The sequence below is a fragment of the Acinetobacter sp. EKM10A genome, assembly GCF_011075215.1.
Lineage (GTDB): Bacteria > Pseudomonadota > Gammaproteobacteria > Pseudomonadales > Moraxellaceae > Acinetobacter > Acinetobacter baumannii.
The window spans coordinates 153745-178484 of sequence record NZ_JAALLK010000006.1 but is presented as its reverse complement, the minus strand read 5'-3'; the positions used below and the strand labels follow the sequence as shown (position 1 = coordinate 178484).

Below are 24740 nucleotides of genomic sequence, written 5' to 3'. Positions count from 1 at the left end.
CTGTTTGCTTAAGACGTAAAGCGTCCATAAGCATCGCGTTTTTGATTACGAGAGTTCTGGCCACGACCATCTGAACGGCCACGGCGGTCATCATCGTCGTCATCGTCATCACGACGGCTGCGACCACGGCCTCGGCCACCTGAACGACCACGATCATCATCTTCATCGTCATCATCATAACGACTGCGGCCACGGCCTCGACCACCTGAACGACCGCGATCATCATCTTCATCGTCATCATCACGACGGCTGCGGCCACGACCTCGGCCACCTGAACGGCCACGTTCATCATCTTCATCGTCGTCATCATAACGACTGCGGCCACGGCCTCGGCCACCTGAACGACCACGATCATCATCTTCGTCATCATCGTCACGACGGCTGCGGCCACGACCTCGACCGCCTGAACGGCCACGGTCATCATCTTCATCGTCGTCATCATAACGGCTGCGACCACGACCTCGGCCACCTGAGCGACCGCGATCATCATCTTCATCGTCGTCATCACGACGGCTGCGACCACGGCCTCGGCCACCTGAACGGCCACGATCATCATCTTCATCGTCGTCATCATAACGGCTGCGACCACGACCTCGGCCACCTGAACGACCGCGATCATCATCTTCATCGTCGTCATCACGACGGCTGCGGCCACGGCCTCGACCGCCTGAACGACCGCGATCATCATCTTCATCGTCATCATCACGGCGGCTGCGGCCACGACCTCGGCCACCTGAACGACCGCGATCATCATCTTCATCGTCGTCATCACGACTGCGGCCACGGCCTCGGCCATCTGAACGACCGCGATCATCATCTTCGTCGTCATCATCACGACTGCGGCCACGGCCTCGACCGCCTGAGCGACCGCGATCATCATCTTCGTCGTCATCATCATAACGACTGCGGCCACGGCCTCGACCGCTTGAACGGCCGCGGTCATCATCTTCGTCGTCATCATAACGGCTGCGACCACGACCATTACGATCATCGTTTTTATGACTTAAAGCACCAGCTTCACGAGCCTCTTCTGAGGTAAATTCATGTGCATTACCACTGGCATGTGCAGCACGGCCAGCTTCACGAGCTTCTTCTGAAGTAAATTCATGCGCATTGCCACTGGCATGTGCAGCTCGCCCACCTTTACTGGCTATTTCTCTGACTCTTTCAGGATCCATACTTGCAAATCCACGATTTGAAGTACCTGAACTATTGTTATCATCTTCATATCTAGTATTAGCCATAGTTATATCTTCCTATATTAAAATTATAAGTCGCTACCGCTTTTATTGAACGGATAAATTTAAGATAAGAGATTTAAAATATTTTTATACCCATGCTATGTTTCAATCTTTTTAAATGTATATAATTTAAATTTCAAATAAAAACTCTAACATCATTATTTAAATGAAGATTTTCTTAGTTAAAATATTTATAAATTATTAGCTAATTTTACTTTTTAAATACTCACCATACTTATTATTACTCAAACCTACATAACAATATATTTTTACAAAAGCATTTAAAAATTCAGGCTAAATAACACAAACTTTCACAACGTACAAATCAATAAAAAACAAAAACATCTTCACTATTGAAGAAACAAACATAAAATATAATTAAAATTATTTAAAAACAATAACATAAACCATTAATTTTGCATAAAAACTTTACTTGAGTGATTAAAATCAAGATTTAAAATTAACATGTAATATTTGTGAGAAAAGAATGATGCAACCTACTCATACACACTCAACGCTACAATATATTCATATTTCTGTACCTGAAATTTTACTCAGTAATATTCAAATAAAAAATTCTTGGCAAGATTATAACCAAGAATGGAGCTATAGATTAGACCCGCCTCACGCAAGCCATCCTTTTCAGAGAGACTTGTATATTATTAAATCAAAAAATATTGAAACGGAAGATATAAAAAAATTACTAGATAATATAGTTGTTAAAAACAATAAAAATAAAGATGACTTAAAAAATATAGTCGAAGCGGAAACAGTAATAAAAGAAATTTTAGATTTGTCTAATTATATACCTATAGAAAATTGGCTAAATGATACAGGAAATCGATCAATTGTTGAAAGTATGATTGATAAAAACAAGGTTAAGTTATTAGATATTATCTAACTAACTTGATATGTTATATTTTTTTACATCCTTATATATAAAATAACAAAGACAACTTTTTAAAAAAGACTATTTACTCATATTCACGTGCAGATTAACCAATATAGAGGGACTGAAAATTAAATAGAGGTAGTCTAGACATGGAAAATACAACGAATCAGTATCCATCAGAAGTTCCTGCACAAGTTCAACCTCATCAACCAGGTGATCAGGAGAAAATGCATCCTGAACCAGAAATTATTAAAGCATCCCATAAAGGCAGTGAAAAACTAAAAGGCAAAGTTGCCGTCATTAGCGGTGGTGATAGCGGTATAGGCCGTTCAGTTGCCGTACTATTTGCCCGTGAAGGTGCCGATATTGCTGTACTGTACCTTGAAGAAGACCAAGATGCCGAAATTACTAAACAGCTTATTGAAAAGGAAGGACAACAATGTCTTTTATTAAAAGGTGATATTTCCGATCCAGACCTTGCAAAACAAAATATTGATAAGGTTTTACAACATTTTGGTAAAATTAATATTTTAGTAAATAATGCGGGTGTGCAATATCAACAAAAAGAAATTGAAAGTATTAGTAATGAACAATTAGAAAAAACATTTAAAACAAATATTTTTGCCATGTTTTATTTAACCAAAGAAGCCATTCCTTATATGGAGGAAGGCGATAGCATTATTAACACCACCAGTATTACCAGTTACCAAGGTCATGATGAGTTGATTGACTATGCAAGTACTAAAGGTGCAATTACCTCTTTTACTCGTAGTCTATCGAACAATTTAATGAAGCAGAAAAAAGGTATTCGTGTAAATGGTGTTGCACCAGGCCCAATCTGGACTCCCCTTATTCCAAGTAGTTTCGATGCCGAGACTGTCGAAAAGTTTGGTAAAGATACCCCAATGGGTAGAATGGGTCAGCCAAGTGAAGTCGCCCCTGCTTATCTTTTCCTTGCCTCAGATGATGCAAGTTATATTACAGGTCAGGTTATTCATGTAAATGGCGGTCAAATTGTTAATGGCTAATGATATAAGTTAGAAAAAGCCCTGAAAGCGTTTAAACTTTCAGGGCTTTTTTTATTTAAGCCGGTACATGTGCGGCTATTTGTTCTCGTGACCAAACACGGTGTGCTTTAATCAGGTTCTTAAATTTTTCCGCAACATGCTGGAACTCATCTTCAATTAAAGTTCCTTCATCTGCCACTAAACCTAATGGCTCAAGCAAATCAGATTTATTACCTAAAAATACGATTGGCTTTAAGTGTTTATAAGCTTCGAGTAAGTAATGACGAGCTACCCCGTCTTGCATAACCGTATTTAGGTTATCGCCATCCGGAATAATTACCGCATCATAGGCAATTGAAGGCTCAGACATTTGCATGCCATCAGCCACAATAACGTTATCTTTATGATCTTTGACTGGAGCCAAGCTCGGCGCTAGTAAGTGAAGGATTACGCCTTCTTTAATTGCCCAGTTTTTAATAGCCTCCAATGCATCAGACTTCACCATGTTATGGATAAGTACGGCAACTTTTCTACCTTGAATATCTTCAGGTGGGAAAGCTAAAAAAGATAACTTGGCAGATTTTTCAACTGCTGTTTTCTTATAATTTAGGGTTAAGTCAGGCACTTCAATACCTAAATTTGCCCCTACTTGGCGTGCCAAATCTAAGTCGATATTAGCCAAAATTTGTTGAACTTGACGCTCACGAATATGCTTTCTTTGAACTTTACTTAATTCAAAAGTATAGGCATCGACCACATGTTTTTGTTCATGCGGTGCAAGGCTTTTGTAATATAGTCGCGGTTGAGAGAAATAATCAGAGAACGTCTCACTTCTTTGACGAAGTTTATGTCCACTAATTTTTTCAGGATAACTTTCAAAACCACCATTTGATGCCGCTGGCGGTGTTTCTGCTGGCCAATTTCCATCAATTGAGTTTGGTTGATATGCAGCCTGTCCTTTATGAATGGTATGCTGATGAATACCATCACGTTGATTGTTATGGAATGGACATACAGGTTTGTTAATCGGAATTTGGTGGAAGTTTGGTCCACCTAAACGGCTTAACTGGGTATCTGTGTATGAAAATAGACGTGCTTGTAAAAGCGGGTCATCTGTAAAATCAATACCAGGTACTACATGACCCGGACAGAAAGCTACCTGCTCTGTTTCAGCAAAGAAGTTGTCTACATTTCTATTTAAAACGAATCGACCAATTGGCGTAACAGGTACTAATTCTTCAGGAATAATTTTTGTTGGGTCCAGCAAATCGAAGTCAAAGTTCATTTCATCTTCTTCTTCGACAATCTGCACACCGAGTTCCCATTCTGGATAAAAACCTTGCTCAATTGCTTCATAAAGATCACGACGGTGGAAATCCGGGTCTTTACCTGCAAGTTTTTGAGCTTCATCCCATACCAGCGCACTCAAACCTTGTTTTGGTGTCCAGTGAAATTTCACAAAATGTGATTTACCTTCAGCATTAATTAAACGGAACGTATGCACACCAAAACCTTGGATTGAACGTAAGTTACGAGGAATCGCACGGTCTGACATCGCCCAAATTACCGCATGTGCTGACTCGGGCACTAAAGATACAAAATCCCAGAAAGTATCATGCGCAGTTGCACCCGTTGGGATTTCTGTGTCCGGTTCAGGTTTTACCGCATGTACAAAGTCTGGAAATTTAATCCCGTCTTGCACAAAAAAGACAGGTGCGTTATTTCCTACCAAGTCGAAGTTACCTTCTTGGGTATAAAACTTAATGGCAAAACCGCGAATATCACGGACAGTATCGGCTGAACCACGAGGCCCTTGCACTGTTGAAAAACGTACAAAAATAGGCGTCTGAATAGTTGGGTCTGTCAAGAATCCAGCTTTGGTTAAACGTTCGTTTCCTTCATATGCCTGAAAATAACCATGTGCCCCTACACCACGCGCATGCACAATACGCTCAGGTATACGCTCATGGTCAAAGTGGGTGATTTTTTCTCTTAAAATGAAATCTTCCAATAAAGTCGAGCCACGAATACCCGCTCTTAAGCTATTTTGGTTATCCGCTATTTTAACCCCCTGATTTGTGGTTAAAGCTTCATTAGTTGCATCATCTCTAACTGTGTCTAACTGTTCAGTTTTCTGGGTAGTATTGGCTTTATTTGCTGCATCGGCACCAGCCATTTCACTTGTTTTATTGGTTGATTTAGTATTGTCGTTCATGTCCATTACCTATGTTTTTGAAAGTTAAACTTGGGGTTGAAGTAGAAAACGTTTATAAAACTAGTTTTTAAACGTACCTAAATAAGGAAAAAGGAGTTCTACGTATTTACGAGTACTCCAAAGACCAATACTTTTATGATGAGAATCTGGGGCAAGAAACGGAGTAAGTTTGCAAATCTTTATGGCAAGGTCATTTGATTGTTGGACGCGCTCTTGTAGTGCATCAAGTTCGCCATCCGAGATATAACTAAATAGATAGTCCTGAATACGCTGGCTATTCTTTAGTTCTCTGCTGTATGCCAAGAAGTTAGAAGAATGATCACTACCAGCAATCCAGTCATGAATAATTTGGCGCTCTACAGGGTTAAACACCCCAAACATTTTTCCATTTTCTTCATTAATCATTCGCCAGAATACGCTCTGTTCAGGGTCGGTATTAAACTTAATCCATTTGTGATCAGTTAAATGAGTGATTAAACCTGCAATGTCATCGGGATTGGATAACCATTGATTAATGGTCTTGCACCCAAACTGTCTGGTTTCGTTATGAATTAACTGACCGACAAGCGCCTTTCTTTTGAAAATTCTATGGACAAAGTCTTCAGTATTTAAATTTTTTATAATGTTTGAAGAGGATACCCCATGATTATTAAGGGCAAAACCACGTTTTAGCTTGGTCAAGAAGAGTTCTTTATCTCTATATTTATTATAAATATCTTCAATAACTTTAATGGCTTTATAGGCATGACCATTGTCAATATTGTCTATAGTGATATGAAGATTAAAGTATTTAGAATCAATACCTAATTCAGCAAGCTCATAATTCGAAATTAAAAGATGCAGTGGTAACTGCTCATAGCCTAAATTAAAACCCACAATCTCGGGAATAAACTCAGAAGGCGCATAACCCAGAGCAAGCTGCACAACTGCTTGATGATAATACTCATCTTCTAAAAGCAGATCGAAACTGTCTAGCCCTAGACTGCGTAAAAGGTCATCATAGATACAGACATGGTTTGCTTTTGGCTCACCTAACCCAAGCTCTTCGAGATAAGTAATAATTAATTCATGAAAAATAGGATCATTCCAATAATGCACTGAGCTATATAGCCATGCACCGTCTACTTTTTTGGTTGGAGACACCTTTATTAAAAACTCAAATGCCTGAGCGACGTTCTTAAAATACTCTCTATCTTGACCAGATTGTCTACGATTTAAATATGCCTGAAATTCCTGACAATTTTTTTTATTATCGTTTTCACACCATGCCTTAATCAAATTGATATCCGAAGGAAAATCTATTTCCTTCATCTCTAGTTTATCTATCTCTTTAACAAGAAAATCTCTAGCCTTTTTCTCTTTCTCAAAGCTAGAAACATCAGGATCAAGGAAAAAAACAAACAATTCATAATAATTTTGTTGATTATCTTGTAATAAGTCTAATAATCGTTTTTTCACTACAACAGGCATTTTCATTCTCCGTTTGTGAGATATCAATTACCATACGTCACCCTAACTATAATCGAGTTTCAAGTTTGTTATTTTGCGTTATTAAAAAACAAGGTAAATACAATAAATCTAAAAAATTCATAGACATATAAAATAACGCAAAATTACATTTAAACTTTTAGTATTATTTAAGCTGCTGTTTTTATATAAAATTTGCAAATCTTAATCCAATTTTACATTAACTTCACCATCAAAATTATAAACATTAAAAAAATAACAAAGCAAACAATTAAATATTTTTATAACATTTTAAAAACAATTGTAGGGAGAATTAAAATGTTCAATAAATGTTGCGAATTATTAGCAAAGGAAAAAATTAAAATTGCATTTTTTGAAAGTGCCTCTGCGGGCTACCTTGCTTATCGTTTCTCTTTAAGTCCTTATTCAGGCGATATTCTGATTGGAAGCCTTGTGAGTTACGACCTTCGCGTAAAGGAAAATACCTTGCATATTTCAGAAGAGCTTATTGAAAAATATACTGCAGAATCAATGCAAGTAACTGTTGAAATGATTAATAAAGGTAAAGAACTTTTACATGCTGACCTGTATGTTGCCTGCACAGGTCTTTTGAAAAAAGGCGGCTCTGAAACACCAGAAAAACCTGTAGGTACTTTCTTTTACTCAATATATTATAAAAATAATTTTTATAATTTTAGACGTGTTTTAAGGGGTCCTGCCTTTTTAAAACTAAGAAAGTTGATTTACTATATTACTCAAGATATAAAACTTATTATATTAGAAGACAAAAGGCGTTAATTTTATATAAAAGTTAACAAATATACATTTAGAAATATTTATTACTTTTCTTAAATATTATGTGCTGAAATGTAATTTTTTAAATGTTCATATTAATAATGTTTATGACTTAAAATTACATACATTAAAAATCAGCAAGTTATTTAAAATGTATAAATTTTAAGTTTACAGTTAAATATAGGGTAACACCCCTACCCTACACATTTAAAATCTACATGTTTTAATAACCCTATCTGAAGCTCTCAGATAAAACACATCGTCATAATTGATATGAGGTATTAAAAATGAGCACTACTAATAATCAAGCAAATCAACGCAATAATCAGCAGCAGCAACAGCAAAATGACAACCGTAATCAACAGCAACACGGTAACCAACAGCAAAACGATCAACAGCAACAAAATAATCAGCAACAACAGCAAAATGATAACCGCGGCCAACAACAAGGATCTAACCAAAAAGATTCTGGCCAACAAAACTCAAATAACAACCAACAACGTTAATCGTTTGTAGTTGTTCTTTGATGCGGTCGATCATTTAGGAAGGTGACCTCACCTTCCTAAATCAAAATATAAGCATAAAATTCAATAAAATATGAGGGAATTCTGATGACAGATAAAAATACAGATCATGCTCAATTGGTAGCTGGCGATCATAACTATTCTGACTCTCGCTGGCGCGAGAGCTATCTTACTCGACCTTATTATCAAGAAGCGCAATTAACTACACCAGATCTAGATTATGATCGTGATTTCTCTGCAGCTTATGAACTTGGTCATCGAGCTCGTTCTGAATCTAAAGAAGGAACTCAGTTTGAAGATATGGAAGGCAGCTTGCAGCAAAAATGGGAAGAGCTAAAAGCTGAGTCCCGCCTAAAATGGGAACACGCTAAACAAGCGATTAAAGATGCGTGGGATGATATGTAACATCCTCAAAAGGTCCATAGCTATAAGCTTATTTCCTATTGGCCCTGGGAAATAGGCTTTTTTATTGTCCTAACATTATGAGCATTAAAAAAATGGCGGCATATTAAAATTATGACTAAGATATTGATTTGCTAAATTTGGATCATCAAAAACTTCTTTTTTAAATTGTACACTCGGTGTTGTAGCGAGTACATGTGTCGGCTTAATAGTAACTTCCACTACATACTTATTTTGCTCATACTTGGCTTTTACGCCATAAATCTCAGAATCATTAATGCAAGTTCCATCTGTAAAATATACAAACATACGTACTACCTTAAATATTACTCATCATAGCGGTCTTATTAAAAATAAAGCCTGACTCAGATAATCAGGTCAGGCCTTTCATCAAAATTAACTTTGATTTTTCTTAAAATATTCAATTATTTCTTCCCCATTATTTACAGGCTTTTTCTGCGAAGGGTAAGTTTCTTCATAGGCATAGGCGGGTAAAGTAATTTTAGCTCGAATTGGAGGTAATTTTTCTTGTCCACCTGCGGTAATTCGCTCAATAAAACCAGCAAGCCAAAGTACAAACTCCTGAGTATTTTTACTTTTAGGAATAAGACTTAAATCCAATTTAATTTTTGACTCTTGCAAAGGTTTAATGAGTATTTCGGCAAAATCAATATAATTATATAAAAGCTTTAATTTTGTCCCCTTTATTTCTTGTCTGAGTTCAATCATCAAATTATTAAGATCTTCCATCGGATCATCCGTAAAGCCTTTTTTTTCTTTAACATTTTGATATATTTTCTCAGCTATTTTTAAATGTTGGGGCATATCCTTACCTTTTATAGTTCGCTCTTACTAAAATGAATTTTGGATGAATATAAGTAAGCTATTGTGTTTGTTTTATTAACTTTTTGAAACGGTAACTTAAGATTGCAACAAAACGGTAACAACAAATTCTCCAAATTGTAAAAACAAAATAAATATTTGATTAATTTTATATTTTTATATATTTCATTATTATTAAATTATATTTTTATATAAAATAACGATTAAAAAAGCCTACTAATAAAGTAGGCTTTTGAAAGAAGCTAATCTATTACGAGTTTTTATTCATGTCATGAGATGTAGCTGGATCACTTGCTTCATGCATGCCGTCATTTCTTGAATTACGATCTTGGCAAGCACTCATACCCATAGCAATTGCCAACACCATACTTACTGCACAAAAGATTCTTACCATTTAAATCACCTTTATAAATATTAAAATGTAGGTTTATGAATAACATTATCTTATGTTGGCCTACCGCAGTGGTTCTCTTAACTTTTGTAGATTATGCAAGCTTTTGTAAAAACCAAAAATTATGATTAATAAAATTATATTTCTTGCAATTGATATTTTGGTTATTTTTTGGCAAGCAATGTTTAGGAGACTCTGGTCATGTTATAAAATTCGAATTATTAAATAGTTTAGCCAAACAACACATCTAATTAGAGATATTGATATACTATACAAATAAACAATTAATAAATATTTGATATATAAGATTAAAAAATAATAGTGTGACTTATATTCAAATTATTTATACTTATATTATATTTTTTAATTTTTCTATTTTCTAAATAAAAACAGTGAAATATTTATATCAAGTTATATAAATCAATCTTTTATTTTTGCAATTGACCCACCCCAATGCTCAGCTTATGATGCTCGCGCTGACCAATTTTGTCAGTCGGTTTTAGCAGACCGTCTACCTAAGTGCACTAAAAACACGTTTTTTGGTGTGACGCCCCTCGTGCCTTTGATGGAGGAACGGGAGTGGGACACCCTTGGGTGTGCTGGTTTCTTAGGTATCAGTCTGCTAACCCTCTTTCGTTTCGCCACCATAATAATGAGCAATGAGTGGGCATAACTTCTTTTAACCAAGGAGTCACTCATGACTATTATTCTATATTTTTTAAATTATTTTATTAAACCTACTTACATTCAACCTCTTTTACTCAAGCAGTCATTTCTTAGAGTTCTTTCTCATCCTCTGTTTAAAAGAACTAGCTACTATAGAGTTCGAAAAATTTTTACTTAATCTTTTTGTGTACCCATCTTGATATACAAGATTGGTGCAGAAGTTTTATGTATTCAAAATCACATAAAGATTAAAACTTCTATCAACATCACTTAACGATAACAACAACCCATGAAGAGTAACAAGAATGTTTTTTCTCTATCGTTTTGTTTTGGTGAGCCTTCTGACAATAGGTGTTCTAAATTTGATGGGGTGCAGGCCAATGAGTAAAAATGAATTTAATACGCGTTGTGTATGGGCCGGACATGACCTTTCAGCGTGTAATTGTATTTATAATTCTTTAGAGCAGCATTATTCACCTCAATTTGTAGAAAGTTTACCAAAATTAAGTTTGCAAAATATTGATGCAAAAATGAACTTTGTAGAAACCATGAATCAAACAATGCAGCAGTGCCAATTGAGTGCGAGCAAACACTAAACTAATTTATAGAGGCATGCTCTACCAAAAAATCCAAGAATGTACGTACGCGATTAGGAACATACTTATCGTGGCCAATCCAGACAGCATGAAATTCTTCAGAAGCATGAATATTCCAATCTTCAAGAATTTTGACGAGTTGTTTTTGCTGTAAAGCATTTCGAATCTGGAATTCATTTAGTTGAGCAATGCCAGCATCTGCCAGTGCCAACTGTAAAATTGCTTCGCCATGGTTTACTTTTAAAACTTTAGAGGGGGTTAGGCTGATTTCCTGAGTTGCTTTTTTAAATAACCAGGTTTTGTTCTGGCGTTGATAACTTACATCTAAAAGCTGATGTTCATGTAGTTCATCTGGATGCTCAGGACAACCGTACTTTTCAATATATAGAGGAGAGCAAATATACTGTTTATAAGTACTGCCAAGCGAGCGGGCCACCAAATTGGAGCTTTTCAAAGGTCCTGTTCGAATCGCAACATCAATTCTTTGTTCAACCAAATTAATTACTTCATCACTCAAATGAGCTTCTAATTCAATTTCCGGGTAACGTTGATTAAACAAACTAATGCATGGCAATAAAAAGTGTGTCCAATATGAAAAACTGGTATGGATTCTAATTCGCCCTTTCGGTATATGATTTGCGGTAACCGATTGTTCCAGTTCGTCTAAGTCATTGAGTATTTGAATGCCTTGCTCATAAAACTGGCATCCTTCACTGGTAAGCTGAAACTGACGTGTTGAACGATTGAGTAACCTGACACCCAATCTTTTTTCTAAACGAGAAATTAACTTGCTTACGGCAGACGGCGTCATGTTACATGCTCTTGCTACCGCTGAAAAACTTCCAAGCTCGACCACCCGTATAAAAATTGCCAACTCGCCAGAACGATTGATATCAAAATAAGACATAGCAAAATTTATTTATGAATTATATTCACAAATCTTATTCCGCTTAGACCGCTATAACAAGGCATCAATTTGTTTCAACATACCTTTAATTCGTTTTAAAGAGTTCTTGAGATGAAACTTTATCAAGCTACCCTATTTTCTTTGGTTTTAATTACGAGCTTGGCACAAGCTGATGTAGAAAACAGCCAATGGATTACCACTTGGTCTGCGAGCCCTCAAAAAGTCTGGAATAAAGACTTCGTTTTTCCAACACTCATTCCAGAGCAAGTATCTAATCAGACTATTAGACAAATGAGCAAAATTAGTTTGGGCGGTGAAGCGGTTCGGCTCGTTTTTACCAATCAATATGGTAAACAGCCACTTTATATTGATCAAACAACGATTGGTTTAGCGAACACAGCAACTCTAAAATCTAAGAGCACCTATCCCGTTTATTTTTCTGGTCAACTTAAAGCAAGAATTTTACCTGGCAAACAACTCATAAGTGATCCAATTCAGTTGCCTGTATCCGATCATACTCAATTGGTGGTGAATAGCTTTATTCAAAAGCCTACAACGTTTAAAACATTTCATTGGGATGCCAAACAAACCAGTTGGCTGATTAGTGGAAATCAGACAACAAATTTAACTACGCCAACCGATGCCAAAACAACGACGGCACGGTTATTACTGTCTGCAATAGAGGTAAAACCCAAACAAAAGGCTCATGTAGTTGCAGTTGTTGGAGACTCAATTACCGATGGGGCGACTGCAACCTTAGATGCAAATACAAGATGGACCGATTTTTTAGCGAAACGTTTATCTGTACATCGTGTGGCCGTAGTTAATAATGGCATTTCAGGAAATCGATTACTTACCGATGGTATGGGTGATAGCATTTTAAAACGTTTAAACAGAGAGATATTTCAATATTCAGGAGTTAAGACTTTAATTGTTTTGGTTGGTATCAATGACATTTCATGGCCCGGTACAGCTTTTGCACCTAAACAGCAAATACCCTCTTTTGAGGCGCTCACTCAAGGTTATCGACGTGTTGTAAGTGAGGCCCATAAACATAATATTCAGGTGATTGGTGCAACCTTACTTCCGTTCTCTGGTGCTTTACCTAATACCCCTTTAGATAATTATTATCAACCCAACAAAGATCAATTACGTCAGCGCATTAACCACTGGATGAGAACCAGTCATACCTTTGATGATGTGCTTGATCTTGATGAAGGCTTAAAAGATCCAAAACATCCCAATCGATTAAATCCAATTTATGATTCTGGAGATCATTTACATCCTAATGATCGCGGCAATCAGCATATGGCAGAATTGGTAGATTTAGATCAAATTATTAAAAATTAATGATTCCCCCATCAGGTGAAATCTTCACATGATGGGGCTGCTTATTTAAAAATCATAACTCGCCATCATATTGAAGCGGTTATCAATTCCGTTACGTCCATCAAAAGTTTCTCGTTCGCCATACACATATTCGACGCCCAAGGTAATTGGTTTGTATGGGTTATAAAGTGCATTCACCCAGCCCTGCCAAAGCTCTTTATTTTGGGTAGTGCTATTACGTTGTAATTCGGCAAAACGGTTGTCATCTTTGGCTTTCATATAGCCATAAGCTAAGGTTGAACGAATTTGTGGTGTAAATTGATGGGTAATACCGAAAGAAACAGTATCAAATTCATTGCTATGCATATTGTTTTGATCATCTATTACATAGGCGCTGTTACTCCATAGTAGGAAACGCCCATCTCCTTTGACATGGTAATAATCGGCTTTGAGTAATGTATCGGGCGTAATTTGATATTTACCGCCCAAGCCTACACCCCAAGCGACTTCCTCATCATGATTAGTTCTCTTTTCGGCAACAAAACTACGTCCCGACAACATCGAGCCATTGGCAAATTTATGATTCAAGCGCCCTACCAACGCTGGTAAACGCATTTTATTATCTGGGTCTGAGGTCGCAGTATATTTCGGATCTTCAACCGATATTGCAAAGCTTGTAGTTGCCGTTAAGTTATCGCTATAGCGAACTAGCGGTGATCTTAATAATGCACTGCCTACAAATGTGCCCGCATCAATCGTTTCCGGATAATATTCGGGTGCAATAAATGTTGACCACGTTTGACCGATAAGCCATTTATCAAACGTTAAATAAGCATGGCGTATCCGAAACTGATCACGAGTAGCTGCCCCAAAGAAGTCCATTTCCAGTTTCCCGCCCACATCACCCGCAGCAGTTGGGGTTTTAAAATTCAACCCAAAACGTGTCACATTAACGGTGCTGTGCAACTGGTCTTTTTGTGCAGATTCTTCTGGCGTGTTTTCAAGTGGAACACCGCTAATATTGTTATACATGGTAGATGCGCCCTTCATTTGATAAGAAGCATCTGCCCGTATATAACCATATAAGTTAAATTCTGCACCAGACTTGGTTAAACCTTGCTGTATTGGTGGCACGGCTTGAGGAGTCGCTGAATTTGCTAATTCCACTCTTTGTTGGGATAAAGATTTTTGCGCTTGCATGTTGGCTTGTAACATAGCCCGTAGTTCTTTTACTTCTTGGCGAAGTTGTGCTATTTCAGGATCTGTTTGACCTGCAAAAGCAGAAGACACAAACAGGGTCACAGAAACAGCCAACAGGCTTTTTGGAACCGTTTTATTTAAAACTTTCATCATGAAATTTTCCTTTTGATCTTTAATTCGACTTAAAGATCTCGACATCCTTTTTGTTATGTACCTATCTAAAATAGGTGCTTAAAATTTGTCTTTCTTTCACAAGAAAAACCTTCGATCATATTTTTTAGACAAAACCTCCCTAAAGCGGCCTGAAAACCACTTTTAATTTGTTTTAAGTAAAGCCAAATCTTCTAATTCTTTTCAGTTTTTATATTCTCTTCCTCATTGAGAATATGCAGGTTTTATATCCGTATTAACGCTTTCCCAAATCCATTATTTTTTTGCAATAAACCCTTGATACGTCAAAATTTGCGTATAAGGATGCACACTTTCAAAACCAGTTTTTTCTAAAAGTTTTATATATCCTTCAGTGGTTAGGCTAAAAAAGTCTTGCGCCATACGCTCTAACATTTTTTGACATTGTTCTTCTGTTAAGCCTTGTGCCAAACATAAATAACGTAAAGCTTGAAGATGCTGTGGATTTACACACGTCATTAAATCGTAGGTCAGCAAAATCGCTTTTTCTTTTAAGCGATCATAAATATCCTTAAAAAAAACAGGTTTTATGTCATCTACAATAAAATGAGCCACGAGAATAGAAAGTGCAGCATCAAAGCAATTCTCAAGAGGTAAAGCTGACGTTTCACCGTGAACAAAGGTGACTTGAGAAGATTTATCTAAAAGTTCAACCTGTTCCTGAGCTTTTTGCAGCATAGTTAAAGATGGATCAACTGCTGTAAATTTCCAGTTTGGATGACGTTTAAGTAAATATTCGAGTTCATACCCCGTGCCACAACCCACAATTAAAATATGAGCATTTGGCGGCAACACTGATTGCAAAATGGCATCCACCTGTTGATGGATTACTTCATAACCCGGAATTAATTTACGAATATGTCCGTCATATCCTTCGACTACCTTTGGGCTATTAAAGTCTTTTGCCATTTTGTTTACCCTCTATTTAAACTGCCTTTCAACTTATAGTTTGCTGCACTTTGACCTGACTTTCGACTTCTTTAATCAAAGACATTTCCAGTTAAGTTAAGTTCAGCTCGCATAATTTCCTGCAATTTAAACTTTTGCGCTTTGCCTGAAGCTGTCATTGGAAACTCATTAAAGAATCGGACATAGCGCGGCACTTTATTATGAGAAATATGGTCTTTGCAGAATTGGCGAATGCTGTCTTCATCAATTTGATGATGTTCATGCAAAATAATGCAAGCACAGAGTTCTTCGCCATATCTGGCATCTGGCAAGCCAATGACTTGGACATCGCTTACGTCTGGATGAGTATATAAAAAGTCTTCAATCTCTTTTGGAAAGAGATTTTCTCCGCCACGAATTACTACATCTTTAATACGGCCTTTAATTTTAATAAAACCGTCTTGATCCATTTCGGCAATATCACCTGTATGCATCCAACCAGCAGCATCAATGACCTCTTTGGTCTTTTCTTCTTCTCCCCAATAACCAGCCATCACGGAATAACCGCGAACACATAGCTCACCCAAAGTCCCTTGCGGAACAATCTGCCCTTCTAAATCGACAATTTTAATTTCAACATGCGGATGAACATGTCCAACTGTGCTTACTCGCTTATCAATCGAATCATTTACCGAACTTTGTACACTGACTGGTGAGGTTTCAGTCATACCATAACAAATCGTGATTTCAGACATATGCATGCGGTCTATAACACGCTGCATAATTTCACGTGGACAAGGACTACCTGCCATAATGCCTGTTCTTAAGCTCGACAGATCAAACTCATTAAACTGTTCATGTTCTAAGGTGGCAATAAACATGGTTGGCACGCCATAAGCTGCCGTGCAATGCTCTTGATGAATCGCTTTTAAAGTTTCTAAAGGATTAAATACAGCCGATGGATAGACCATGGTTGACCCATGTGTAACGCAGGCCAAATTCCCCATCACCATGCCAAAACAATGGAACAATGGCACAGAAATACAGACTTTATCTTGAGGAGTTAAACGAATGCCTTCACCGACAAAATAACCATTATTTAAAATATTATGGTGGGTCAACATAGTCCCTTTAGGGTTCCCTGTTGTGCCTGAGGTAAATTGAATATTAATAGTTTCATCAAACTGAAGTTGCTTGGTTAATTGTTTTAATTGTTCTAGCTGTTCAGAAGTTGGCGTAGTGACCAAATCACTAAAGCGATGAATACCCGTATGTTGCTGATCATCAATTTTAATGACAAATTTTAAATGTGGTAGTCGCGCTGAACTGAGCACTTTGTCAGTACAAGTGGTTAACTCAGGGGCAATTTTTGTGAGTAGTTCTTGGTAATCAGTCGTTTTGAATTGAGAAGCAATAATCAATCCTTTGCATGAGACTTTATTCAACACATATTCAAGTTCATGGCTTTTATAAGCTGTATTTAGATTGACTAAAATAATCCCTGCTTTAAAAGCTGCAAATTGGGTTACCGTCCATTCCACACAGTTAGGTGACCAGATGGCTAATCGATCACCTTTTTTTAATCCCAATTTTAAAAGGCTACAAGCAAAAGCATTTACTTCATCCTGTAAAGCTTTATAGGTTAATCGTCTGTTTTGATGAAAACTAACGATTGCTTCCTTTTCAGCATATTGCCGACAAGCCTGATCAAATTGTTCACCAATGGTCATACCCAATAAGGGCTGCGTGCTTGGTCCCGAGGCGTAGCTTAACCGTTCTTGTTGCATTGAATCATTCTCCTTGATTCTTCTAATTCTCTTCTTACCTGATCTAATTGTTGTTACTGCAACTATTTTTCTAAACCGCCTTTTTTGTGTTGTTTTATCCTTTATATGCTCTATTTCCTCTGCACAGCATCTACACAAAAATCAGCAATCTGTTTTGAAAAATAGTCTTTATGCGCATGATCAAACTTTGTATTTTGAGCTGGGTCTAGGGGTTCAACCACCACATAGGTCATGGCACCGACAACACACAGTGCTGCTGTATTTAAATCATCCAAGACAAACTCACCACTTGCATTTCCATCCGCAAGTATTTTTTTAATACTTTGCTTAATCAATTGCTTCACACGAAAACGCTCATGTTCAACCGTTGAATCGACGGGTTCAAACATGAGTGAATATGCAAGCTGAGGACTATTCAGTGCCCTTTTTACAAAGGTTGCCACAGCCTTATGCAATTTCTGCTTTGCCGATAAGTCACTTTCGGTAATCGAATCAATCACCAATAGTTCCGTATTAATGGCTTCAGACAAAACCTCAATCAGCACTTGGCTTTTATTGTCAAAGTAGCGATAAACCAGTCCACTAGATACACCCGCTTGCTCTGCAATTGTTTGTATTTGCGCGTCTTTAAACCCTCCCTCTGAAATTAACTTTCTGGCTGAACTCAGAATCGACTTACGATTTTGTTCCATCCGCTCTTGCATTAAAGATGATCGTTTATAGCTCATAATTTATTCTCTAACAAATAAAATGAATTGTAAATCATTTTATGAATCAGTATTCACTTTTTTAAAAAATCATTGTATGGTAATTATCAAATACCCACAAAATATTTTATGGACAACAAATATAACCAATAGGATGAAGATATCATGAACCTACGCAGCTTGAATTTCGGTCTAGATGAAACTTTAATTGCGCTTCAAGATTCGGTAGCCGCATTTTGTGCAAAGGAAATTGCACCGATTGCCCAACAAGTTGATCAAGACAACAAATTCCCTGCACATCTCTGGAAAAAATTCGGAGATATGGGCCTTTTAGGCATGACGGTTTCTGAAGAATATGGCGGTGCCAATATGGGTTATTTAGCTCATATTATTGCCATGCAAGAAATTTCTCGTGCCTCGGCAGCAATTGGTTTGTCATATGGCGCTCATTCTAATTTATGTGTAAACCAAATTAACCGTAACGGTAACGAGCAGCAAAAACAAAAGTATTTACCAAAATTGATTTCCGGTGAATATGTGGGTGCGCTTGCGATGTCTGAACCGAATGCGGGTTCTGATGTCGTCAGCATGAAATTACGTGCTGAACAAAAAGGTGATCACTTCGTTTTAAATGGTTCAAAAATGTGGATCACTAACGGCGGTGATGCAGATGTACTCGTGGTTTACGCTAAAACTGACCCACAAGCTGGCGCAAAAGGTATGACTGCTTTTTTAATTGAAAAAGGCATGAAAGGCTTTAGTCATGGCAACCATTTAGACAAACTCGGTATGCGTGGCTCTAACACTTACCCACTGTTTTTTGACAATGTAGAAGTACCTGCTGAAAACGTACTCGGCGGTGTTGGTAACGGCACAAAAGTACTGATGAGCGGCCTAGACTATGAACGTGCAGTTTTAAGTGCTGGACCTTTAGGCATTATGGATGCCTGCCTAGATGTGGTAATTCCTTATTTACATCAACGTGAACAGTTTGGTCAGGCATTAGGTGAGTTCCAGCTTATGCAAGGCAAACTTGCCGATATGTATTCAACTTGGTTGGCATGTAAAGCCCTCGTCTACGCTGTTGGTGCTGCCTGTGACAAAGCTGACCATGACCGCAGTCTACGTAAAGATGCTGCAAGTGCCATTTTATATTCTGCCGAAAAAGCAACATGGATGGCTGGAGAAGCAATTCAAAGTTTAGGCGGCAACGGTTATATCAATGAATTCCCTGCTGGCCGCTTATGGCGCGATGCAAAACTTTATGAAATTGGTGCTGGAACTTCTGAAATTCGCCGCATGCTGATTGGCCGCGAACTTTTCAATGAAACCAAATAATAATTATAAATAAGGACGCATCTTATGAACCAATTACAAAGCAAGATTAATGTTCGAAGCGAAGACTTCAAAACAAACCAGCAAGCCATGCAAACATTGGTCACAGATCTCAAACAAGTTGCCCAGCGTATTGCTTTAGGCGGCGGTGAAAATGCCCGCCAAAAACATCTGGCTCGAGGTAAACTTTTACCCCGGGAACGTATTGATCAACTGATTGATGTCGGCACGGCATTTTTAGAAATTGGTCAATTGGCAGCGTACAACGTTTATGAAGATGATGTTCCTGCCGCAGGTGTGATTGCAGGTGTTGGTCAAGTCAACGGCATCACTTGCATGATCGTTGCCAACGATGCAACGGTTAAAGGCGGAACGTATTACCCACTTACGGTTAAAAAGCATCTACGTGCACAAGAAATTGCTGAACAAAATCACTTGCCTTGTATTTATTTGGTGGACTCAGGCGGTGCCTATTTACCAATGCAAGATGAAGTCTTCCCAGACCGTGATCACTTCGGGCGTATTTTCTATAATCAGGCACGCATGTCGAGCCTAGGGATTGCCCAAATTGCTGTGGTGATGGGTAGCTGTACCGCAGGTGGTGCATATGTACCTGCCATGTCTGATGAAACGATTATTGTACGTAACCAAGGTACGATTTTCTTAGGCGGTCCTCCTCTGGTAAAAGCTGCAACGGGCGAAGTCGTGAGCAGTGAAGATTTAGGTGGTGGTGATGTGCATACACGTCTTTCAGGCGTGGCTGACCATTTAGCTGAAAATGATGAACATGCAATTGCCATTGCACGAAACATTGTTGCGAACTTAAATAAAAAGCCAAATGAGTTAAACAAGCAAATTGATGAGCCTCTGTTTGATGCATCGGAACTCTATGGCGTGGTACCAAATGATGCGCGTAAACCTTTCGATGTGCGTGAAGTCATTGCACGTATTGTAGACGGCTCGCGTTTTGATGAGTTTAAAGCACGTTTTGGTTCAACACTGATTACTGGTTTTGCTTCACTCTATGGTATGCCAGTCGGCATCATCGCCAATAACGGGATTTTATTTTCCGAGTCTGCACAAAAAGGCGCGCACTTCATTGAGCTATGCACACAGCGCAATATTCCATTGTTATTCCTACAAAACATTACGGGCTTTATGGTTGGTCGCCAGTATGAAAATGAAGGGATTGCAAAAAACGGTGCGAAACTGGTGATGGCTGTTGCAACCGCAAATGTACCAAAACTCACCCTAATTATTGGCGGTTCGTTTGGTGCAGGTAACTATGGGATGTGTGGCCGCGCTTATTCACCACGCTTTTTATGGACATGGCCGAACTCTCGTATTTCAGTGATGGGCGGCGAGCAAGCAGCAAGCGTACTCTCGACTTTAAAACGTGATCAGATTGAGCAAAAAGGTGCCGAGTGGTCAACACAAGAAGAAGATGAGTTTAAGCAACCGATTCGTGAACAATACGAGCGCCAAGGCCATCCATACTATGCTTCTGCCCGCCTTTGGGATGATGGTGTAATTGATCCAGCTCAAACTCGTCAGGTACTTGGTTTAAGTTTGGCTGCGGCCATGAACGCCCCAATCCAGCCAACCAAATTTGGCGTGTTCCGCATGTAAGAGGTGTATATGAGCTATCAATTTTTACAACTCGAGCAACAAGGTCAGGTTGCCTATATTTGGCTGAACCGCCCTGAATTGCACAATGCTTTTAATACGACAGTTATTGAAGAACTACATGCCTGCTTTAAGCAAATCAATACACGAGATGATATTCGTGTTGTGGTCTTAGCGGGTCGCGGCAAAAGCTTTTCGGCAGGTGCCGACCTCAACTGGATGAAACAGGCAGGTCAGGCATCTTCAGCAGAAAATGAAGCAGATGCATTAAAACTTGCCCAAATGTTAGATGCGCTTGCAACGCTGAAACAACCGACTATTGCCCGTGTGCATGGCATTGCCTTTGGTGGTGGCATGGGTTTAGCTTCAGCATGTGATATTTGCATTGCCAGCACCGATGCCAAGTTTGCAACTTCTGAGGTTCGTTTAGGCCTTGCTCCATCTACTATTAGTCCCTATGTAATTCGTGCAATTGGCGCAAGACAAGCTTCCCGTTACTTCTTAACTGCCGAGCGGATTTCAGCACGTGAAGCCAAACAAATTGGTTTAGCACACGAAGTAGCAGATGCTGAAGACTTAGATAAAAAAGTTCAAGAAATTATTGATGCTCTATTACTCGGTGGCCCGCACGCTCAAGCGGCTTCAAAACAACTCATTCAAATGGTGAGCAACCAGACCATGAGCAATGATTTGCTGCAACAGACAGCACATCATATTGCTCAAGTTCGTCAAGGTAGCGAGGCAAAAGAAGGTCTGAGTGCCTTTTTAAATAAACAACAGCCTGCTTGGGTTTCTAACTCGAATAACAACAATTAAGGACGATCATCATGTTTGAAAAGATTTTAATTGCGAACCGTGGCGAGATTGCCTGCCGCGTAATTCGTACAGCTAAAAAATTAGGTATTGCAACGGTTGCCGTTTACTCAGATGCAGACGCAAATGCACAACATGTCAAACTTGCAGATGAAGCGGTTTATATTGGTCAGTCCCCTGCAACACAAAGTTATTTACAGGTTGAACGTATTATTCAAGCTGCCATTGATACAGGTAGCCAAGCGGTTCATCCGGGTTACGGCTTCCTTTCTGAAAATGATCAGTTTGCGCTCGCTTGCCAACAACACAATATTTGCTTTATTGGCCCACCAGTGGATGCCATTTTAGCGATGGGCTTAAAAGCGACCTCAAAAGCTTTAATGGAAAAAGCAGGTGTTCCTTTAACACCGGGTTATCACGGAACCAACCAAGATGCCGACTTTTTAAAACAACAGGCAGACCGAATTGGCTATCCTGTTTTAATTAAAGCCAGTGCTGGTGGCGGCGGTAAAGGCATGAGTCTGGTTGAACGCAGTGAAGACTTTCTGCATGCCTTAGCCTCTTGTAAACGTGAAGCCAAATCGAGTTTTGGTAATGATGATGTCTTGATTGAGCGTTATGTGATTCAACCTCGCCATATTGAAGTGCAAGTGTTTGGCGATACACATGGCAATTATGTACATTTGTTTGAACGTGATTGTTCGGTACAGCGTCGCCATCAAAAAGTGTTAGAAGAAGCCCCTGCTCCACAAATGCCAAGCGAGAAGCTCGATGCAATGCGCCAAGCTGCAATTGATGCTGCGCGTGCGGTAAATTATGTCGGTGCTGGTACGGTTGAGTTTATTGTGGAACAAGATGGAACGGCGTATTTCATGGAAATGAATACCCGTTTACAAGTCGAACACCCTGTCACCGAAATGATTACAGGTGAAGACTTGGTTGAGTGGCAACTTCGTGTGGCGTATGGTGAACCTTTACCTAAACTACAAAACGAATTGCAGATTCACGGACATGCGCTCGAAGCACGGATTTATGCTGAGGAACCTGAAAAAGGCTTTTTACCTGCCATTGGTAAAATTGACTATCTGCACTACCCAACGCAAAACCAATATGTGCGTGTAGACAGCGGTATCGTTGAAGGCGATGAAATCACGACCTATTACGACCCGATGATTGCCAAACTGATCGTATGGGGCAAAAACCGTGAAGCTGCGCTTATTCAAATGCAAAATGCTTTAAGCCAATTCCATGTGGATGGCTTAGGTAACAACATTGCCTTTCTTGAAAAAATTGTACGCAGTGAGTCTTTTAAAAAAGCCAAGCTTGATACCAACCTGATTCAACGTGAACAAAACTTCTTGTTTAATCCTGAAGAGATCAAACCTGAACTGGTGGTAGCAGCGGCATTTATTGAGTTTTTAAGCAAACTGAATAACAACAGCTCAAGCCAAAAACAGCTTTGGCAGGCTCAGCCACTTTGGCGTTTAAATATTGCCTATCAACACAGCATTAAACTGAATTATTTAAACCAAAATATTCAAATCAAATTTGCCTCAAATGAAGATGGCTTCACCGCAGAATATAATGGGCAAAGCTACCCGATTTCAGGTCAATTGATTGATGCACATACTGCCTCTGTTCAAATTGACGGGACTCAGCAAAAGCTGTCTTTTAACCAAAGTCAGCAAGGCATTACCTTGTTCCAAAATGGACAAAGCTATAAGTTTGCTTATATTCGCCAAGACTTTAATCAGGCAGATAGCCAAGCCGATGAAGGTCATTTAAAAGCACCAATGCCGGGTGTGGTCACTCAAGTACTTGTGAGCGCAAATCATAGCGTGAAGAAAGACGATATTTTAATGACGCTTGAAGCCATGAAAATGGAATATACCATTCGTGCGCCTAAAGATGGCGTGATTGTAGACTCCTACTTCCAAGTCGGTGATCAGGTCAAAGCTGGCGACGAGCTTGTGGAATTTCAGCCTGCACAGGAGGAAGTTGCATGAGTGAGTTTGTCAAAATCGTAGAGGTCGGTCCCAGAGACGGCCTCCAAAATGAAAAGCAGGCTTTAACTGTCGAACAACGCTTAAACTTTATTAATGACCTAATCAGTGCAGGCCTAAAATCCATTGAAGTCGGTTCATGCGTTTCGGCAAAATGGGTACCGCAAATGGCTCAAAGTGACGAGCTATTTAAGTTATTACCCCAAACAACCGATGTGCAATTTAGTCTGCTCACTCCCAATATTAAAGGTTTTGAAACTGCTCAAGCGGTAGGATGCAAAGAGGTTGCGGTGTTTACCGCAGCTTCTGAAAGTTTTACCCGCAAAAATATCAACTGCTCTATTGATGAAAGCTTTGAAAAATTTAGCGATGTCATGGCCGCAGCCAAAGCACATAATATCCGTGTACGCGGCTATGTCTCTTGTATTGTCGATTGTCCTTATGAAGGCGCAATTGCACCTGAGCAAGTGGTGAAAGTGGTTAAACGACTCTATGACATGGGCTGCTATGAAGTGTCTTTAGGTGAAACCATTGGCACCGCAACACCAGATCGCGTTCAAAAGGTATGGCAAGCCTGCCTTGCTGAACTCGATAGCAAGGTATTAGCTGGGCATTTCCACAACACCTATGGCATGGCTATTGCCAATATTTATCAGTCTTTACAGCAAGGCATTCGTGTTTTTGACTCGTCTCTTGCAGGACTTGGCGGTTGCCCTTATGCCAAAGGCGCCTCTGGCAATGTATCAACCGAAGATTTGTTTTATTTGCTGTCACACATGGGCTTTGAAACTGGCATTGACTTAGAGAAACTGATGCAAGCCAGCCAAAATATTAGCAATGTATTAAACCGAAAAAGCTTGTCGAATTATGCCAATGCGTATTGGCAAACCAAGTGTGCATAGTCATAAATTAAAATA

The 24740-nt window shown here is 38.9% G+C and carries 23 protein-coding genes; 12 read left to right on the top strand and 11 right to left on the bottom strand.

The genetic code is table 11. The features are described from left to right. Nucleotides 1-8 precede the first annotated feature (8 nt). Entirely contained in the window at nucleotides 9-1244 is a 1236-nt protein-coding gene (locus tag G9371_RS19345) for a KGG domain-containing protein (RefSeq protein WP_032050369.1), read from the bottom strand. A gap of 484 nt (nucleotides 1245-1728) precedes the next feature. On the opposite strand from G9371_RS19345, the gene G9371_RS10225 reads away from it, so the two are divergent. Then, a complete protein-coding gene (locus G9371_RS10225) occupies nucleotides 1729-2142 on the top strand; it encodes a DUF6367 family protein (protein WP_000983631.1) in 414 nt (137 codons plus the stop codon). Between the two features lie 140 nt (nucleotides 2143-2282). Further along, complete coding sequence (locus G9371_RS10220) at nucleotides 2283-3161, top strand: SDR family oxidoreductase (protein WP_000432325.1); 879 nt, start codon at nucleotides 2283-2285, stop codon at nucleotides 3159-3161. Nucleotides 3162-3216: 55 nt separating this feature from the next. Here the strand turns inward: G9371_RS10220 and katE are convergent, their stop codons facing one another. Together katE and G9371_RS10210 are read right to left on the bottom strand one after the other, a co-directional pair. Next, complete coding sequence (gene katE, locus G9371_RS10215; RefSeq protein ID WP_001985865.1) at nucleotides 3217-5361, bottom strand: catalase HPII; 2145 nt, start codon at nucleotides 5359-5361, stop codon at nucleotides 3217-3219. 54 nt (nucleotides 5362-5415) lie between these two features. Continuing rightward, nucleotides 5416-6825, bottom strand: coding sequence for an iron-containing redox enzyme family protein (locus tag G9371_RS10210; RefSeq protein WP_029424148.1), 1410 nt, complete (start codon nucleotides 6823-6825; stop codon nucleotides 5416-5418). Between the two features lie 315 nt (nucleotides 6826-7140). On the opposite strand from G9371_RS10210, the gene G9371_RS10205 reads away from it, so the two are divergent. The 3 genes from G9371_RS10205 to surA1 all read left to right on the top strand — a co-directional run bounded on the left by G9371_RS10205 (nucleotide 7141) and on the right by surA1 (nucleotide 8546). Then, the gene (locus tag G9371_RS10205) at nucleotides 7141-7620 is read left to right on the top strand and encodes a CinA family protein (RefSeq protein ID WP_029424149.1); all 480 of its coding nucleotides are present in this window, start codon (nucleotides 7141-7143) and stop codon (nucleotides 7618-7620) included. Between the two features lie 284 nt (nucleotides 7621-7904). Continuing rightward, nucleotides 7905-8123, top strand: a complete 219-nt coding sequence (locus G9371_RS10200; protein WP_000108361.1) for a hypothetical protein — start codon at nucleotides 7905-7907, stop codon at nucleotides 8121-8123. 105 nt (nucleotides 8124-8228) lie between these two features. Continuing rightward, a complete protein-coding gene (gene surA1, locus G9371_RS10195) occupies nucleotides 8229-8546 on the top strand; it encodes a surface antigen protein 1 (protein WP_029424150.1) in 318 nt (105 codons plus the stop codon). Nucleotides 8547-8630: 84 nt separating this feature from the next. On the opposite strand, the gene G9371_RS10190 is transcribed toward surA1, so the two are convergent. From G9371_RS10190 to G9371_RS10180, 3 genes are all read right to left on the bottom strand, one after another. Beyond that, the gene (locus G9371_RS10190; RefSeq protein WP_000498477.1) at nucleotides 8631-8852 is read right to left on the bottom strand and encodes a hypothetical protein; all 222 of its coding nucleotides are present in this window, start codon (nucleotides 8850-8852) and stop codon (nucleotides 8631-8633) included. Nucleotides 8853-8939: 87 nt separating this feature from the next. After that, entirely contained in the window at nucleotides 8940-9368 is a 429-nt protein-coding gene (locus G9371_RS10185; protein WP_029424151.1) for a hypothetical protein, read from the bottom strand. A gap of 268 nt (nucleotides 9369-9636) precedes the next feature. Beyond that, the gene (locus tag G9371_RS10180; RefSeq protein ID WP_000251637.1) at nucleotides 9637-9780 is read right to left on the bottom strand and encodes a hypothetical protein; all 144 of its coding nucleotides are present in this window, start codon (nucleotides 9778-9780) and stop codon (nucleotides 9637-9639) included. Between the two features lie 968 nt (nucleotides 9781-10748). On the opposite strand from G9371_RS10180, the gene G9371_RS10175 reads away from it, so the two are divergent. After that, nucleotides 10749-11039 carry a hypothetical protein gene (locus tag G9371_RS10175; RefSeq protein WP_001984002.1) on the top strand — a complete coding sequence of 97 codons (291 nt, stop codon included), beginning with the start codon at nucleotides 10749-10751 and terminating at the stop codon, nucleotides 11037-11039. A gap of 1 nt (nucleotide 11040) precedes the next feature. Here G9371_RS10175 and G9371_RS10170 read toward each other — a convergent pair whose 3' ends face one another. Next, a complete protein-coding gene (locus G9371_RS10170; protein ID WP_029424152.1) occupies nucleotides 11041-11946 on the bottom strand; it encodes a LysR family transcriptional regulator in 906 nt (301 codons plus the stop codon). A 111-nt stretch (nucleotides 11947-12057) separates the two neighbouring features. On the opposite strand from G9371_RS10170, the gene G9371_RS10165 reads away from it, so the two are divergent. Beyond that, entirely contained in the window at nucleotides 12058-13296 is a 1239-nt protein-coding gene (locus tag G9371_RS10165) for an SGNH/GDSL hydrolase family protein (RefSeq protein ID WP_029424153.1), read from the top strand. 45 nt (nucleotides 13297-13341) lie between these two features. On the opposite strand, the gene G9371_RS10160 is transcribed toward G9371_RS10165, so the two are convergent. The 4 genes from G9371_RS10160 to G9371_RS10145 all read right to left on the bottom strand — a co-directional run bounded on the left by G9371_RS10160 (nucleotide 13342) and on the right by G9371_RS10145 (nucleotide 18067). Further along, nucleotides 13342-14625 carry a DcaP family trimeric outer membrane transporter gene (locus tag G9371_RS10160; RefSeq protein WP_086374588.1) on the bottom strand — a complete coding sequence of 428 codons (1284 nt, stop codon included), beginning with the start codon at nucleotides 14623-14625 and terminating at the stop codon, nucleotides 13342-13344. Between the two features lie 276 nt (nucleotides 14626-14901). Beyond that, the gene (locus tag G9371_RS10155) at nucleotides 14902-15573 is read right to left on the bottom strand and encodes a class I SAM-dependent methyltransferase (RefSeq protein WP_029424155.1); all 672 of its coding nucleotides are present in this window, start codon (nucleotides 15571-15573) and stop codon (nucleotides 14902-14904) included. Nucleotides 15574-15644: 71 nt separating this feature from the next. Beyond that, complete coding sequence (locus tag G9371_RS10150; protein WP_029424156.1) at nucleotides 15645-17339, bottom strand: AMP-binding protein; 1695 nt, start codon at nucleotides 17337-17339, stop codon at nucleotides 15645-15647. Between the two features lie 110 nt (nucleotides 17340-17449). After that, nucleotides 17450-18067, bottom strand: a complete 618-nt coding sequence (locus G9371_RS10145; RefSeq protein ID WP_002114305.1) for a TetR/AcrR family transcriptional regulator — start codon at nucleotides 18065-18067, stop codon at nucleotides 17450-17452. A 144-nt stretch (nucleotides 18068-18211) separates the two neighbouring features. Here G9371_RS10145 and G9371_RS10140 point away from each other — a divergent pair, with 144 nt between their 5' ends. Genes G9371_RS10140 through G9371_RS10120 form a run of 5 tightly spaced genes read left to right on the top strand, consistent with a single transcriptional unit; the run spans nucleotide 18212 to nucleotide 24725 of the window. Further along, nucleotides 18212-19384, top strand: coding sequence for an isovaleryl-CoA dehydrogenase (locus G9371_RS10140; RefSeq protein ID WP_029424157.1), 1173 nt, complete (start codon nucleotides 18212-18214; stop codon nucleotides 19382-19384). 24 nt (nucleotides 19385-19408) lie between these two features. Next, entirely contained in the window at nucleotides 19409-21010 is a 1602-nt protein-coding gene (locus G9371_RS10135; RefSeq protein ID WP_029424158.1) for a carboxyl transferase domain-containing protein, read from the top strand. A gap of 9 nt (nucleotides 21011-21019) precedes the next feature. Continuing rightward, nucleotides 21020-21823, top strand: a complete 804-nt coding sequence (locus G9371_RS10130) for an enoyl-CoA hydratase/isomerase family protein (RefSeq protein WP_029424159.1) — start codon at nucleotides 21020-21022, stop codon at nucleotides 21821-21823. An 11-nt stretch (nucleotides 21824-21834) separates the two neighbouring features. Beyond that, nucleotides 21835-23826, top strand: a complete 1992-nt coding sequence (locus G9371_RS10125) for an acetyl/propionyl/methylcrotonyl-CoA carboxylase subunit alpha (RefSeq protein ID WP_029424160.1) — start codon at nucleotides 21835-21837, stop codon at nucleotides 23824-23826. Further along, nucleotides 23823-24725 (top strand): hydroxymethylglutaryl-CoA lyase, encoded by a 903-nt coding sequence (locus tag G9371_RS10120; RefSeq protein ID WP_001288900.1) that lies wholly within the window; start codon nucleotides 23823-23825, stop codon nucleotides 24723-24725. The genes G9371_RS10125 and G9371_RS10120 overlap by 4 nt, the downstream gene beginning before the upstream one ends. The last annotated feature ends 15 nt before the right edge of the window (nucleotides 24726-24740 follow it).